This window comes from Streptosporangium sp. NBC_01755 (assembly GCF_035917995.1).
GTDB lineage: Bacteria > Actinomycetota > Actinomycetes > Streptosporangiales > Streptosporangiaceae > Streptosporangium.
Window position 1 is genome coordinate 7,559,307 of the sequence record NZ_CP109131.1, and the last position, 15,983, is coordinate 7,575,289.

The following is a 15,983-nucleotide window of genomic DNA, read 5'->3' on the forward strand; positions in this document are numbered from 1 at the left end:
GCGGGGAACGTCGGTTTCGAGGCGAGCTGCGGGATCTTCCGTTGCGTGGGGCCGCTCGTCGTCCCGCCGGCCTGTGCCGGGGTGTTCTGCCGCGACGCCGGAGATCCGGACTGGCTTGCGCCGCCGAAGGAACCAAAGGAGGACGTGGAGCTGAGTCGCGGCTTCTTGGCGCTGCTTCCGGTGCTGCCGCCCGTGTCGGACTCGTCGCCGGAGTCCGTGCCGGACGAGGAGCTGTCGACGTCCATGGGCGAGCCCGCCCGTGCGGAGGTCCTGTCGCCGTCGGAGGACTTCTTCCTCTTCTTCTTGCGCTGCGCGGAGGTCTTGTCGTTGGCCATGGTCGCCTTCCTAGGGGAGCGCGCGGTAGAGGAGGATGAGGGAGAAGCCGGCGAGTCCGGCGGGGTCGCCGGAGGCGGTCAGCCGCCAGGGGCGGTTGTCCGCGTTGAGTCCCGGCGTCTGCACCAGACGGCCGGCGGCGAGGGCGAGCGCCGGGTCGCCGTGCAGCAGGAACCTCGCCTCGGTGTCCGGTGCCGCGTACTGGGCGACGATCCCGGTGACCTGCCGCCCCGAGATGCCGGGGAAGAGGTTCTGGGTGATCGGCAGGAGCAGTTCGCCGCCGTCCCCAAGGAAGGCCTCCCACTCCTTGGGGAAGCGGCTCTCCACGTCGAGGAGGATCGCCGCCGGGTAGGGCTTGAGCATGCCGCGCACGGCCGTGGCGAAGGTCTCGCCGCCGTCGCGCGCGGTGTACCGGACGGTGACGGCCACGTCGACGAGCCCGGCGGGGACGCGCCGTGCTTCCAGCCGCCACCGCGAGACCGCGCCGGTCCCCTCGAACGGCAGCAGCCGCTGGTCGTCGTAGCGCAGGTCGAACACGCCGCTGTCCTCGCCGTCCTGGACCTCCGACAGGGCGATGCGCTGCCCGGGCAGCCAGTCGCCGCGCACGCTCTCCGGCGGCGGCCCCTTCGGGTCGAGGAGGAAGCGGACGGCCTTGGGGTCGGCCGCGAGCACCGTCTTGTTGTCGATCTGGGTGAGGGTCGCGTTGACGGGAACGGGGCCTTCGGCGGTCAGGAAGGCGACGCTGACGGACTTGATCCGCCGCTGGTAGTGGCCGGGGAAGTCGCGGTCGAAAAGGGTCTCGGTGAGCGCGAACTCGCAGCGTCCGGTGTCGCGCAGCGCGAGCAGGGCGGGCGCGTCGAGGCCGAGCAGCGACACCCGCTTGGTGATCTCCATCCCGCGCGCGTCGGTCTCGTAGTAGGCCTGGCCGAGCCGGTCGAGGTCGAGGGCGAGCTGGTCGGCGGCGAGCAGGCCCTTGCGGCGCGAGTCCCAGTACGCAGCCCGGATCAGGCCGGGGGACGCACCGCGCTCGCTCTCGTAGGAGCGTTCGGCGGCGCGGGCCATGTCGTGGGCGAGCTTGTAGGTCTGGAAGTACAGGCCCGAGATCTGCCCGACCATCCAGCCGTACAGCTGGGGGCCGGCGAACTTGGCGGTGAGGAAGTCGGTGACGGCGGCGTGCTGGGCCGCTTCCCGGTCGTGGATCTCCAGCTCGCGGCGGGCGATGGCGAGCTGGAGGTCGGCGGTGGTGATCTGGTGGCCGACCTGGACGACGTCGGAGCGGCTGGTGTCGAGCTGGAACCGCCAGTCCTCCACCTGGCTGTCGAACTCGGCCCGGAGGCCGAGGACCTCGCCGATCATGCTGAAGCCCTCGCCGAAGCTCGCGGACACCTCGCCCGCGGCTTCGAGGGCCTTGCTGAGCTGGAGGCCGCCGGTCTCGGCGCCGACGATGAACGGGCCGAGCTTGGCCTGCGGGACGGCCGCGGCGATGCCGGAGCCGATCTTCAGGCCGGCCGAGACGAACTGGCCTATGGCGCCGAGGGACATCATCGCGATCTGCGCCTGCTGGAGCGGCGACATGCCGTCGTTGATGAGCTTCTGGTAGTGCGCGACCCGCGCTTCGGCGGCGGTCCTGGCGTCGCGGGCCTCGGCGACGCCCTCTTCGGCGATCTTGACCTGGAGTTCCCTGATCTTGCGGGTGAGGCCGATGATCTCGCCCTGCTGGCGCTGCTGGAGCAGGGCCAGTTCCTCGGAGTCGCGCCGGTCGACCGCCTCCAGCAGGTCGGTGCCGAGCTGCCGGAGCCGGTCGGTCAGCTCGCGGGCCCGCTGGAGCACGAAGTCGAACCGGTGCACGGGCACCGGCACGGCCGCCGCCGCCATCGCCGCGTCGAGCCCTCCGCCCTCGGCCGCGCCGCGCACGAGCGCCATGACGTCGAGGGGCGGGTCGAACAGCGGGAGCGGCCGGGCGACGCCGAGGATGTCGAGCGACGCCCGGATCTTGGTGAGCCGGTCCTCGACGCGGGTCCAGTACTCCTGGAACAGCTCATTGCCCGGCACGCAGAAGTAGGGGTTGGCGATGCCGGCGTGGACGGCGCCGGAGTCCTTGAGCAGGGTGCCGTCGGCGGTGAGGTGGCCGGTCTCGCCGGGTCCGTCGCCTTCGGTGAGGGCGTAGGGGGCGGCGGGCGGCAGCGCGGCGGGGCCGAGCGTGACGGGGCGGGGCCCGAGCAGGTCGTAGGCGTAGACGTACAGCATCCGCGCCTCGTCGACCGTCTCGGCGGTGTACTGCCGGAACAGCATGTCGCCCCAGTCGAGGAGGTTGTCGATGTAGGCCATGACGACGGCGCGCCGGTAGGCCTCCGGGCGGAGCGCCGCGATGGTGTGCGGGTCGAACGGGTCGTCGAGGTAGGCCTGGATGAGAGCTCGGCGGTCGCCCATGAGGTCGTACTGGCGGCGCAGCCGCGCGATCATCTCGATGCGCTCGCCGAGCGCGGCGGTGCGGGCGTCGGGCGTCAGGGCGGCCAGGGCCGCCCTGACCTGGTCGAGGCCCGTCCCGCCGAGGTCGGCCAGGTACGCCAGCTCGGCGCCGGTGAGGTCGCGGGCGCGCCGGAACGCGGGGGTGAGCGCCGACAGCGCGGTGAGGACGGGGTTCAGCCGGGTCTCCATCCCGGGCGACGCCAGCTCGGTCAGGTCCTGGCGGGTGCGGGCGACGAGCGCGTCCACGTCGGCGGCGAGGAACGGTAGGAACCGCCAGTAGCGGGCGATCCGGGTCGGGTCGAAGACGTACTCGTACCAGCGGCGGGCGTCCTCGAAGCGCTGCCCGCCGTTCAGGGTCTGCGCGATGAGCAGCGGCGCGTGGAAGAAGATCTCCCAGTAGTACGGGCCGTTGGCGCTGTCGAAGTCGAGGTGGGAGCTGACGGGCGCGTGGGGCGCGATCCGCGGCTTGATCCGGATGGTCGAGGCGTTCGACGCCGTGGTGCTGAAGGCGGGCAGCTCGTCGAGCTCCTGCGTGGCGGGGTCGAGCAGGGCGGGGACGCCGCCGGTGAGCAGCCTCCGGTTCAATTCGGCCGCGGTGCTGGAGGTGAGCCGGATGAGCTGGGTCGGCAGGGAGGCGACCTCGAACGGGCGCGGGGCGGCGTCGGCGTAGGGGTGGGCGGCGTATCCCTGGCCGAGGAACAGGTACAGGTGGGTGTCGCCCTCCAGCAGCCCGGTGAAGTCGCCGGGGAATCCCGCGGGCAGGCCGCGCCAGTTGCCCCGGTAGGGCAGGAAGGTCAGCGGGGTCGAGGGCTCCCAGCCCTTGGGGATCGGCGCGTAGCCGGCGGGGCCGAACGCGAACCGCTGGTCGCCGCGCGACAGCACGCCGCGGATCTGCTGGGCGGTCGGCTTCGGGTAGCCGTCGTCGGCGAAGTCCGGGACCGTCCCGTCGGCCGCCAGGGTGAACCTGACGAACTCGCGCGGCCCGACGAGGTACAGCTTCCCGTCGGCGAGGTACGCGGCGGTGACCTCGCCCGTCCGCCCGAACTCGGTCGTGGCGCGGCCGAGCCCGCGGGTGTCGCGCAGCCCTTCGGAGCTGCCGCTGCCGCTCTGCTTGAAGACGGCGTTGGCGTTGTCGAACGCCAGGGTGGCGCGGCCCGCGTGCACGACCGGTCCGGGCGGGCGCTGCTCCGGGACGCCGTCGGTGTTGCCGGCCAGCGCCTTGGGCGGGTGCTCGGCGGCGAGGTCGGACCGCAGCTTGACGTACCTGTCGCCGAAGACGGCGTAGGCCTTGCCATCGGCCACGTGGAAGCGGTCCACGGCGGCGCCCGCGGGAACCCGCCATTCGGCGGCGGCCGACCGGGCGTTGGCCAGGTCGTCGCCGGTGACGAAGCCGACGGCCTTGGCGTAGAACAGTTCGGTGCCGCCCGGCAGGGTGACCGCGGCGTCGATCGCCTGCCACTGCGGCAGGCGCTCGGTGTTGCCGGCGAGCTTCTTGGGGTAGCCGGTCTCCAGCGGGCCGAGGACCGACGGACCCGAGATCACCGGGTAGCGGTAGTACTCGTCCCCGCTGAACAGGTAGGTGTGCGTGCGGAAGAACCCGGCGTCCACGGCCCCCGTGCGCAGGATGCGGGTGGACACCGCGCCGAACCTGTCCCCGGTGGGCTGGCGGGTCTGCCGCGACGTCACCTTGTCCGGCGGCACGGCGACGTGGATGCCGGTCGCGGACTCGAAGAAGTACAGGGTGCCGTCGGGCAGGCGGACCGCGGCGTCCACGCGGTCCCAGGTGGTCGGCAGCCTGTCGGCGTTACCCTTGAACGGCTGGACCGGCGCCGGGTCCGCGGGGGCCGCGACGGGGCGGCACAGGAAGCTGCCGCCCTTGTGGTCGACGCTGAACCAGGGGCCGTCCTCGCTGTCGGCGGGCGCGTTGAACCGCACGACCCGGTCCGGGGTGATGGGCGTCTCGGCGGGTTCGGCGAACAGCGCGGACAGGTCGGCCGCGCGGGGCGGCGGCGTGACCGTCGCGGCGGGCAGCGCGTACAGCTCCGGGGTGAGCGTGAACGCCGCGGAGTGGGCGGTCGAGCCGACGGTGTAGGAGCACTGCACGATGATCGAGTCGTGCTCGCTGACGCCGGGGACCTTGCGGGAAGCCTGCACGTACAGGCTGACGTCGGTGATCTGGCCTTCCCGCTCGGCGTCGGAGGCGAGCACCTGGGGCGCGACCCAGGCGCCGTCGAGGTTGCGGAAGGAGTAGCGGATCTTGACCTGGTAGCGCGGCGGCGGCCCGCTCACCTTCTGATCCGAGCCCGACGATTTGGCGGTGACGGTGACCTTGGACGGGTCGGCCGGCGGGACGGGCTCGACCGTCGACCAGAACACGAAGATCCTGCCGAAGGCGTGCACCGGGTCCACCCGGTCGGCGGCGATCTGGACGTCCACCTTCTCCCAGGCGTCCCAGGCGGCCGAGAGCCTGCCGCCGTCGCGGAACTCGGCGGTGCGGTGGTAGTAGCGGCGCGGGTCGGTGCGGGTCCTGCCGAACAGGACGAGCCTGCGCACCTCGGCCGCGGTCCCCTCGGGCCGGTACACGTAGCCGCCCGCGATGGTCAGGCGGGAGACCTCGGTGTACTCGTCGAGGTAGCGCTTGTAGGAGGCCTGGACGGCCTTCTCCGTGATGTCGCCCTGCAGGAGGTCGTCCTGGAGCGCGGAGAACGCGGGGGTCTTGCGGTCGCGCAGCTCGGGCCGCAGGTAGTTCTCCGGGTAGAGGAAGACCTTCCGGTTGGCCTCCCAGGTGCGGTAGCTGCGCATCCACCCCCACCAGGTGCGCAGCCTGGCGCGGACGGCCTCGGGATCGACGCCGGCGGGCAGGGTGACCTTCTCCAGGCCGAGGAGGTACCTCTGGAGGTAGAGCTGGGTCGCGGCGATCGCCTCGCGGACGCGGGACGTGGTGCCCTGCCCGCCCATCTCCACGTCGATCAGGTACCGCTCGTACAGGTCGCGGGCGTTCCCGTGCAGAGGGGTCAGCCGGGCGACGAGCGCGTCGCGCTTGCGGACGTTCAGCCTGTCGCGCATGGCGGCGGAGATCTTCGGCCACTCCTGCGGCGACGCCCTCCGCTCGATCGCGGCGCGCACGGCGGCCGCCGCCCCGTCGAGGTCGGGCGCGGGCCCGAACATCTTCGCCCACACGCCGTACAGCTCGGGGACCCCGATGCCGGTCTTGGCCGAGGCTCCGAAGGCGTCTGCGAGGGTGAGCAGAAACTCGATCTCGAACAGGTGCTCCTCGCTGGTGCCGGGCCGCAGCAGGCCCATGTTCCGCCGGGCCCAGCGCACCTCCTCCAGCGGCCAGCCGAACGCGGAGGCGAGGTAGGCGTACGGGTCCTCGGCGCCGTCGAGGAAGAACGCGGCGAGGCCATCGCGGCCCCGGCAGAGCGCGGCGAAGCGGACGATGGTGTGCAGGTCGCTCAGCCGGTGGTCGGCGGTGCCGGACCACCGGTGCCGGAACTGCTGCGGGAAGGTCCGGTCGACCTGGTGGTACGGGCCGGAGTAGCGCAGGTACCGGTCTCCCTTGAGCAGGTAGGTGCGGCCGTCGAGGGTGAACGCGCCGTCGGGGCCGTCCTCGAAGTCCTGCGGGGCGTCGCCCCAGTCGTCGCGGACGGTCCGGGGGTAGCCGGCCTCGGGGTGGTCGAGGGTTCCGGTGGCCGGGTAGCGGACGTACTGGCCGCCGCTGAACGCGTAGAGCTCTCCCGAAGGGGCGGTGAACGCGGCGTCCAGCGGGCCGGTGTCGAAGGAGTTGCGGACCTTGCCCCAGCGGCCCGCCACGGGGCCGGCGGTCCCGGCGGCGAAGAACTCGCGCCCGCGGAACAGCCGGACGACGCCGTCGGCGCCGCGGAACGCCGCGTCGACGCCGTCCTGGAACGCGGACGGCAGCGCGGCCAGGCTCAGGTCGCCGGGAAGGTCGGCAAGGGCGCGCGGGTAGCCGTCGTCGACGAACGTGCGGTCTGCGCCGGAGTAGCGGACGTACTGGTCCCCGGAGAACAGGTAGATCCGCCGGTCGGCGACGAGCGCGGCGTCCACCTTGCCGGTCGCCGCGAGGTTGTTGCGGAGGGCGCCGAGCCGGCCGGTGCCGAACGTGGCGGCGAGCTCACTCGACGCGGTGTGGCAGACGCCGCCGACGAGGACGTGGACGGTCCTGTCGTTGCCGACGACCGCGTCCAGCGGCCGGTCCAGGGCGTCCTCGAAGGTCTCCGGAAGGCGCGCGAACGGCTCCTCGCGGCGGAGGTTGCCCGCGATCGGCTTGGGGTAGCCGGGGTCGACGTGCCGGTAGACGCGGCCGGTGTAGCGGACGTAGCGGTCGCCGGAGAACAGGTAGGTGCGGTCGCCGCGCCACACGAAGGCCGCATCGACGGTCGCGCCGGGCGCCAGGAACGGGTTCGGCGAGCGGCCCCACTGGTCGCGGACCTTGACCCGCGGGCCGAACGCCTCGTTCTGGAACGGCGCGCAGGTGTCGGCGAAGAAGAACCAGACGGCGCCGTCGGCGGTCCGCAGCGCCGACCTGAGGCCGTCGGGGGCGTCGAGGCCCGCGCCGAAGCCGGGGTACAGCCGCTCGATCGGGCGGACCGCCGACCAGACCCCGGTCCGGTCGCTGTAGGTGGCGCACCGCTTGCCGGCGAGCAGGACCAGCGCCGTGTCCTCCACCAGGACGGCGTCGGGGAAGGGCAGCGGCGAACCGGGGAAGGCCGCGGCCGCCTCGATCGTCACCGGGTAGCCCGGGTCCGGCGCGGCGCACGACTCGTCGGAGTAAACGACGTGGCGGACCCTGCCGGCGGCGTCCGGCTTGCCGTAGAGGTGCGTCTTGCCGCGGTGCACGTAGGCCAGCGCGACGCCCTCCAGTCCGGCCCAGCGGTCGGCGATCGGCTTCGGGTCGCCCTCGGCGAGTGCCGCGCCCGGCGCGTGCGTGACGTACTGGTCGCCGCTGAACAGGTGGATCCTGCCGTCGCGGGCGACGAACGCCGCGTCGACCTCGCCGGTCTCGCGCAGGAGGTCCCTGGGCCTGCCCCACTCTTCGGCGATCGGGTAGTCGCGGCCGACCTGGGTGTTGAAGCACGACGGCCCGCGGAACAGGTAGGTGACGCCGTCCGCGCCGGTGAGGACGGCGTCCAGGCCGCTGGTGAAGCGCGCCGGGACGGTCCGCAGGGCGCGCGGCCGGAACGGGGCCGCCGCGACCGTCCTGCCCTCCAGCGCCGACAGCCGCCGCCATCCGTCGGCGGTCTCGACGACGAGCGAGCCGTCCTCGACGTAGGCGCAGCGCACCCCGCCGACCGGCAGGTCGGTGTAGCGGCGGTGGCCCGCGGTGGACACCGCGTGGCACTCGCCGCCCCGGAACAGGTAGGCGGTGCGCCGGTCGGCGAACGCCGCGTCCACCCCGTCGAGCGTGACGGGCAGCGCGGCGAGGCCGGGCTCGCCGGACAGCTCCGCGATCCGGCGCGGGTAGCCGGGGTCGACGACGGTGAGCGCGGCGCCGGTGTAGCGCACGTACTGGTCGCCGGAGAACAGGTAGGTGCGGGTGCGCACGACCTCGACGCCGTCCACCTGTTCGGGGGCGTCCAGGACGAACGCGGCGTCCACCCGGCCCGTGCGGGCGAGGGTGTGCGCGACGCGGCCCCACCGGCCCGCGTTCTGCGCCGGGTAGCCGTCGTCGACCTGGGTGCGGTCGGCGGTGGAGTAGCGGACGTGGCGGTCGCCGGAGAACACGTAGGTGCGGCCATCGGCGCCGACGAACGCCGCGTCGACGCGCGCGAAGGGCAGGCTGTCCCACCGCTCGCGCAGCGCCACCGGCTCCGACCACCACCGGTGCCGGGCGTCGAACCAGACGAACCTGTCGCCTGAGAAGAGGTAGGTGCGCTCGTCGCGGCCGGTGAACACGGCGTCGACAGGGCCGAGCCGCATGCCCTCCGGCATGTTCCACCAGTTGTCGGCCAGTGGTTTGGGGAAGCCGGGGTCGGGGGTGCGGTAGTCGCGCGCGGAGTAGCGGACGTAGAACGCCGCGCCGTCTCCCCGCGCCTTCAGCCGGAGTCCTTCGCCGACGACGGTCAGCGCGACCCCCTCCCCGGTGGTGAGCTCCCAGCGCGGCGCGCTCCCGCGCAGCGCGGTGACGGTGAGGCCGTGCTCGGCGAACAGGGCGCGCAGCGCGGGGGTGAGCCGTCCGGCGTCCAGGTCGGGCTGGTGGTCGGCGGGGATCTCGCGGACCAGGCCGCCGGTGCCGAACAGGTACGTTCTGCCGTCCATGACGAACGAGGCGTCCACACGGGTGAGCCCGCCCCAGTCGTCGGCGATCCGGCGGGGGAAGCCGGAGTCGACCGTGGTGTAGTCGGCGGTGGAGTACCGCAGGTAGGTGTCGCCGCTGAAGAGGTAGGTGCGCCCGTCGAGCCCGGCGAAGCCGGCGTCCACCCGGCCTGCGGTCAGCGCGGGGGACAGCGCGCCCCAGCGTTCCGCCGTCACGGCCGTGGTCGCGCGGGCGCCGTCGAGCGCGACGGTCCGGCCCGCCTTGAACAGGTGCAGCACGCCCGACGGGTCGGTGAAGGCCGCCTCGACGCCGCCCTCGAACTGCGGCGGCAGGTCGCGCCGGCGGCGCGGCACGCCCTCGTCGGCGAGGACGCCGGCGTTCTCGATGCTGTCGGAGTACCGCAGCATCTCCCCGCCGGACAGCACGTGGACGGCCGACGCCGTCGTGTAGGCGGCGTCGACGGACTTGAGGTCGGCGAAACGGGTCTCCACCCGTCCCCACACCTCGGCGGCGGGCCGCTCCTCCGCCGTCGTGATCCAGCGGTCCCCGGCGAAGACGTGCACAACGCCGTCGAGGTCCTGGAAGCAGGCGTCCACCGCCTCGCGCACGCGCGGGGCGGGCAGGCCCTCGCGGGAGCGCCACTCGGCGACGTCGCGCGGGTACCCCTCGTCCACGGTGTCGTAGCCCGCGGAGTAGCGGACGTACTGGTCACCGGCGAACAGGTAGACGCGGCCGTCGTTGTCGGTGAACGCGCCGTCGATCCGGACCGGGTCGGCGAACGCGTTCTTGACCTTCCCCCACCTCTGTGCCCGCGGCGCCCACCGGGTGCCGCCCTTCTCCCTGGTGAAGGCCAGCGCGGCGCCCTTGGCGTCGCGTCCGACGAGCCAGGAGGTGCCGTCGGGACGCACGAACGCGGCGTCCACCGCGGCCAGGGCCGAGAGCCGGGGCGACAGGTCGGTGAGCGGACGGCGCGCCGGGCTCGTGCGGGCGCGGGTGGCGGCGGAGTACGTCCAGTAACCGCCGTCGTCGCCGAAGAGCAGGATCACGCCGTCGCCCGCGTCGAGCAGCGCCTGGATGCGGGCGACGCCCGGCGGCAGGGTCAGCGGCTCGGGGTACTTGCCGGTGAGGTCCTGGTCGGCGAAGACCGCACGGATCTCGGCGGCGCGCAGCCCGAGTTTGGCGGCCAGCAGCGCGAATCTGCGGATCCGCCGGTGGGCCAGGACAACGCGCGGATCGGTGGGCGTCCCGTCGGTGTCCAGGGCGGGCCGGGCGAACAAGGCCCGCGCCTCCCGCGCGCTCCCCGCGACGCACTCCACCACGGCCCTGGTCGCGGCCGCGTCCAGACCCAGGACGTCGGACAGGCAGGCGTGCAGGGCCTGGTCCTGCTTGCCGGCCAGTTCGGCGACCCGGTCGGTCGCCTCGGTGACGGCGGCCATCAGCGCCGTCGCGGTGTCGTGCAGGACGAAGAAGACTTCGCGGGCGAAGTCCACCATGTCGGGGAGGGTGAAGTCGAGGGAGTTGTCGGCGTTGGCGAAGTAGGCGAGTCGGTCCCGCGCCACGGCGTGGCGCTCGGTCAGGTGCCCGGCGGTGACGAGGCGGTCCAGGAGCCGGTCGGCGTGGAGATCGGTGAGCCCGAGGGCGGTGAACGCGCTCCGGGAGACCCGGTAGGGCGCCTCCTGCGCGGCGATCGCCGCCATCGCGTCGAACACGGCGCTCTCGTCCGCGCCGGTGAACCCCGAGCCGAGGTCCACGGCGCCGCCGGGCTCGGCGAACTCGCCCGGGTCGGCGATCTGCCCCTCGTCCAGCCAGGCGTCGTCGAGCGCACGGTGGACGCGGTGTGCCGCGAGGTCGTCGGCGAGGTCGGCGAAATCCTCGGCCGTGAAGGTCGTCAGCCCGGCATGGAACTCCGCGACCTGGCCGCGCAGCGCCGCCAGGACGGCCGGGCGCAGGGCGGCGAACTCGGCGGCCAGGCCGAAGTCGGCGGGCGCGGCGCGCAGCAGCGCCTCCTTGTCGGTGTAGCGCCGCTCGGCGTCGAGGTGGCCGTTGAAGCGGAGGCTGTCGACCAGCCTGCCGAACTGCGCGTCGGTGAGGCGGAGCCCCGCCAGGACTGACGAGTCGAGGGTGAGAGGGAAGGTGCGGAACTCCGCGAGGCGCTCGCGAAGCAGCTCCGCGACCGGCGCGGCCGCGTCGGCGAGGGGGACGTTCACCGACAGGTCCCCGGCGTTGTCGGGGTCGCGGAAGAAGTCGGGGTCGAGCACCGTGCCGTCCTCGCCGAGATGGCGGCGGTAGACGAGGTTGTCGTACAGTTCCCGGCGCTCCTGCGGGCTCAGGCCCGGCAGGCGCTCCAAGTGGGAGGGGTGGAGTTCCGCGGGGCCGTCCACCTCGTCCGCGATGATCTCGAACAGGGCGTCCCGGTGGCCGGTGAAGTCGCCGGCGAGGTCCGGCTCCCGCTCGGGCGGCGCGGCGAGCCCTCCGTCGGCGCCCAGCACGCCGCGCAGGACCAGATTGCGGAAGATCTTCGCCTGGAGCCGGTCGCCCAGGCCGAGCCCGGTGAGGTCAGAGGGGAAGACGACGCCGAGGTCGGTGACCGCCTCGTAGGCGGCCTTCTCGGCCTTCTCCCGGTGGACCTCCAGCAGCCCGCTGCCGACGGCGGCCACGACCCCGTCGGGGAAGGCGGCGAGCACGTCGTGGATCACCCGGGCCGCCCTGGGGCCGAACCTGTCCGACCGCAGCGCGTCGGGGCCGAGCGCGACGGGGTCGAGGGCGTCGCGGAGCCTGGCGAACAGTGCGGCGAGGCCGTGCGGATCCCCGGTGGCGGGGTCGGGCCGGCCGCCGAGGATGCCGGCGAGCTCCGCGCCGTCGAATCCCGCGGCGCGCATCCACGTGATCACCGCGAACAGGGTCTGGGCCAGCCACAGCGCCTGCTCCGGTGCGCCGCCCTCCAGCACCTTGTGGAAGTCGCGCGTCTCCGGAGCGGGCCCGCCCAGCACCGCGAACGTGCTGTAGCGCTGGACGGAGGGGTCGCCTTCCAACGCCACGAGCACGTCGCAGAGCTCGTCGGGGCCGACGCCGAGCGCCGCCGCGAGCAGGCCAGCCCGGCGCAGCAAGGAGATCTCGGCGAGGCCGACCTGCCCGCGGTCGAACGGGCTCGGCTCCCGGTCGGCGTAGCGCTCCCGGTACCGCAGGACGAGCCGGACGATGTCCGGCTCCGCCACCCCGATCAGCCGGGCCAGCCGGAACCGGTAGTCGCGGTTGGCGGGGGTGAGGATGTCGCCCGAGCACGTCTCGACCGTCACCTTGGGATCCGGCTTCCACGGCACGATGAGTCCGCACACCTCCGGGACCGTCTGCCCGTGGACCTTGCCGAGCCGGACGACGGCGGCCACCGCGCGCAGGGCGGGAGGATCGAGGCGACCCTGCGCGCACGACGTCAGGACGAGGTCGAGGTGGGTCAGCGTCAGTCCGGTCTTGCGGGCGAGGCGGACCAGCCGGTGCGCCCGGTCCAGCCAGGCCGGGGGAAGGTCGGCGCCGGACGGCGGGACGAGCGAGGTCTCGCCGGTGTTGAGCGTGACGCGCCCTTCCGGAACGGCCTGCCCGGCCATCGCGACGAGTTCGCGGAGTTCGGCGTCGGTGAGGCCGGTGGCCTCGGCGAACCGGCGGGTGTCGCGCAGGGCCGCGAGGGTCTCGCCCGCCGCGAGGCCGTACCGCTGGCCGAGCGCTGCGGCCTGGACGTCGGCCCCGGTGATCACCGCGACGTCCTCCGGAGTGAGGCCCAGGTACTCGCGCGCGGCGACGTCGTGATCCACCTGGGCGGCGAAGAGCCGGTACAGCTCCTCCGGTGTCGCTTTCAGCTGTTCGAGGCAGACCCGCAGCCGTTCGGACTTCAGCGAGAACGGCAGCCCGAACGGGTGCGCCGCCTTGCGGAGCGTCTCGTACGGCTGGTCCCCGACGAGCCGCTCCAGCACCTCGTTGACGATGTCGAGGTAGGCGGTCTCGGTGAACGTGTTCTCCTTGTCGAGCACGATCCGGGTCAGATCGGGCCGCCGGTCGAGCAGCTCCGGGCGCCCGAACGTCCCCTCCAGCAGACCCAGGAGCTCCACGAAGTAAGCGGCGGGCGACCACACGGAACGCGCGTCATCGCGTTCGGGAAAGCGCAGTTCGCCGAACAGGCTCGTGTAGTCGGGCGACGATTCTTGACTCACCATGTGCGCATCTCCAAGCCCGCCGAGGCGGCCGGGGCCGCCGAGAGAAACAAGCGCCTCATGATCTCGGAGCGGGGAGACACCGCCTACTTACCTTTTGGACACACCGACCATGCGCCTTTCTCACCTAGCGCAAATCCGGGTAGCGGCCAAATCGCCCGATCACCGCCGAACCCATTGCTCCGGTGCGTTCTCTCCGCGGCTTCTCCACTGGTCGGACCCCCCCGTTCTCCCGGCAGTGCAGGCGAGTTCACCGCACCGCACCGCACAAAAGCGACGGAGTGGAAGGGCGGCGCACACAGAATTCGTTCGTGTGGGCTCGACGCCGCCGCCGAGCCACCGTTTCCCTCCACGCGTCATGCCCAGGGCCCCGGCGTTCCCGGGTTCTGATGCGGTATGCCGACGTTGAGCGTTTGGCCAGGTGGAACGCGAAAGAGCGCGACTTCTGCTGATCTTTCGGGTGTCGAAATCCGGAGATCATCGCAGGAGTCGCGCTCGTGTCCCCATCTTCTCTGACCAGTTCCCCGCATGTCTCGTGTCTTGACCAGCTCGCCGACTTGGCATTGTGGGAGTCCGAACTGGCACCCGATCCGGTCGTGGTGGAATCGGCGTTGATGCGCCGGTTGGCGACGGTTCCCGATCGGCGGTCTGCTTGCGGTCTGCGCCATCCGCTGGTGGCCATCTTGACGTTGGCCGCGTGCGCGACCCTGGTCGTCGGCGGCGACAGCGTCGCGGCGATCTGGCAGTGGGCCGCCCGAAGCCCGCAAGCGGCGCTGGAGCGGCTGGGCGCCTACCGTGATCTGTTCACCGGGTTGTTCCTCGTGCCCAGTGAGCGTACCTTCCGCCGTGTTCTGGCGGAGCTGGACGCCGATGCGCTGGACGCCGCGATCAGCGGCTATGTCGCCGAGGTGATACGGCAGGAGGCTCTGACGCCACAACTGCCCGACACTCCCGGCCCCGCCGAACGGGAACAGCGCCGCGCGGCACGACGCCGGCTCAGCCATCCCGCCCCGGCCGGGCTGCTGCCCGCAGCGGCGCTGGACGGCAAGGCCCTGCGCGGGGCACGCACCAGCGAAGACGGGAGGGTCTTCCTGGTCGGCGCGATCAGCCACGAGCACGGCGTGATCCTGGGCCAGTGTCAGGTCGCCGGCAAGAAAGGCGAGGGTCCCGCCGCCCGCGCGATGCTGCCCCACCTGCGGGTGGCCGGGATGGTCTTGACCTTGGACGCCCTGCACACCACCAAGACCACCGCCCGTCTGATCACCCAGCTGGGCGGCCACTACGTCCTCATCCTCAAGGGCAATCAACCGCTGGCACGCGCCGCCGCGCACGCGCTGTTGTCCGGGCCGGATGCCGACTGGACGCAAACCACCGCGGTCGATGACGATCACGGGCACGGCCGCAGGGAACGCCGCACCATCCGCACCGCCTCTGCCGATGACGGCCTCTTCCCCGGCGCCCGGCAAGCCTTCCGGCTCCGCCGCGACGTCGGCGAATTGGATGGCGCCTGGACCAGCAAGGAGATCGTGTTCGGCATCACCAGCCTGCCCGTTGAATTGGCAGGCCCCGCGCACCTCAACCACTACGAAAGGGCGCACTGGGGGGTGGAAAACCGGCTGAATTGGGTCAGGGACGTCACATTCGCGGAGGATCATTCCCAGGTCAGGACGGGTACCGCACCCAGAACCCTAGCCAGCCTCCGGAATCTGGCGATCAGCACCATCCGTCTGGCCGGCCGGGCCAACATCGCCCACGCTCGCCGCGATCTCCTCGACCACGATGCCGCATTCGCCGTCTACAACATCTGATCAACAGGACGGACTTGGACATAACAATTCAACGCCGGGGCCCTGTCCGGATGCCGGCGCAAAGCCGAGGCGTCCGCCCGCATCCCATACTTCGCGAGCTCGCCCAACCGGCGCTGCGGCACCAGCGCTTCGGCGCCGAGCTCCGCAAGCTCCAAACCGCAGATCTCCGCCACCTGGTCCAGGGCCTTGATGATGGTCGGGCCGGACGCCCGCGGCGCCACCCCTTTGCGCCACCGCTCCAGATCCGACACCCGTGACCCGGGCGGCACTTCCAGCATCTGGTCCAGGACGTACCGCTGCCCGATCGTCAGCAGCCCTTCCAGCGCGCCCCACAGCCGCTTGGTCGTGTCCTCGCGGATCTTCGCCACCAGCCGCGCCAGAGTCGTCACGCCCGGCAGCAGCGCCTTCCGCTCCCGCAGCCACCCCACCCCGTCGGTGAAGATCGCCTTCGAGCCGTCCCCCGACGTCCACGACCTCGCCGCCACCCACGCGACGAACTCCGGCTCGACCGAGGCGAAGTCCTTCCACCCGTAGGCCTGCCGAATCTCCTGCTGATGATCGAACGGCGTCGGCCGCCGCTCGGTGTACCGCTTCACCTGCGACGGGTCCTCGACGCCGAGTTGCTCGGCCACGAACTCCAGCACCACCCCCGGCACATCCAGGGGATCCTCCAGGAACGTCCCGAGCCAACGCACCGTCACAAGTTGAAGGGCGAACCCAAGTTTCATGTGCTCACCGCGCCGCCGCCCGACCAGCGCCCGGTCCTCGTCATCGAGGAAGAACACCCGCTCCAGATCAGCCCGCGCCGGCGGCCCCGCGAACCGCCCGTACGCCGCCGCCTCATCATCGGTCAAGAACTCCACCGGCATACGCCGCAAAGTAGGACCGACCCAC

The 15,983-nt window shown here is 72.5% G+C and carries 3 protein-coding genes; 1 reads left to right on the forward strand and 2 read right to left on the reverse strand.

Annotated elements, in window-relative coordinates:
* Positions 1–345: 345 nt before the first annotated feature.
* Positions 346–13,284 (reverse strand): hemopexin repeat-containing protein, encoded by a 12,939-nt coding sequence (locus OG884_RS34775; RefSeq protein ID WP_326639952.1) that lies wholly within the window; start codon positions 13,282–13,284, stop codon positions 346–348.
* A gap of 494 nt (positions 13,285–13,778) precedes the next feature.
* On the opposite strand from OG884_RS34775, the gene OG884_RS34780 reads away from it, so the two are divergent.
* Complete coding sequence (locus OG884_RS34780) at positions 13,779–15,089, forward strand: ISAs1 family transposase (protein ID WP_326638736.1); 1,311 nt, start codon at positions 13,779–13,781, stop codon at positions 15,087–15,089.
* On the opposite strand, the gene OG884_RS34785 is transcribed toward OG884_RS34780, so the two are convergent.
* Positions 15,077–15,958 carry a DUF4158 domain-containing protein gene (locus OG884_RS34785; protein ID WP_326639954.1) on the reverse strand — a complete coding sequence of 294 codons (882 nt, stop codon included), beginning with the start codon at positions 15,956–15,958 and terminating at the stop codon, positions 15,077–15,079. The two genes, OG884_RS34780 and OG884_RS34785, sit on opposite strands and share 13 nt — an antisense overlap.
* Positions 15,959–15,983: the final 25 nt, after the last annotated feature.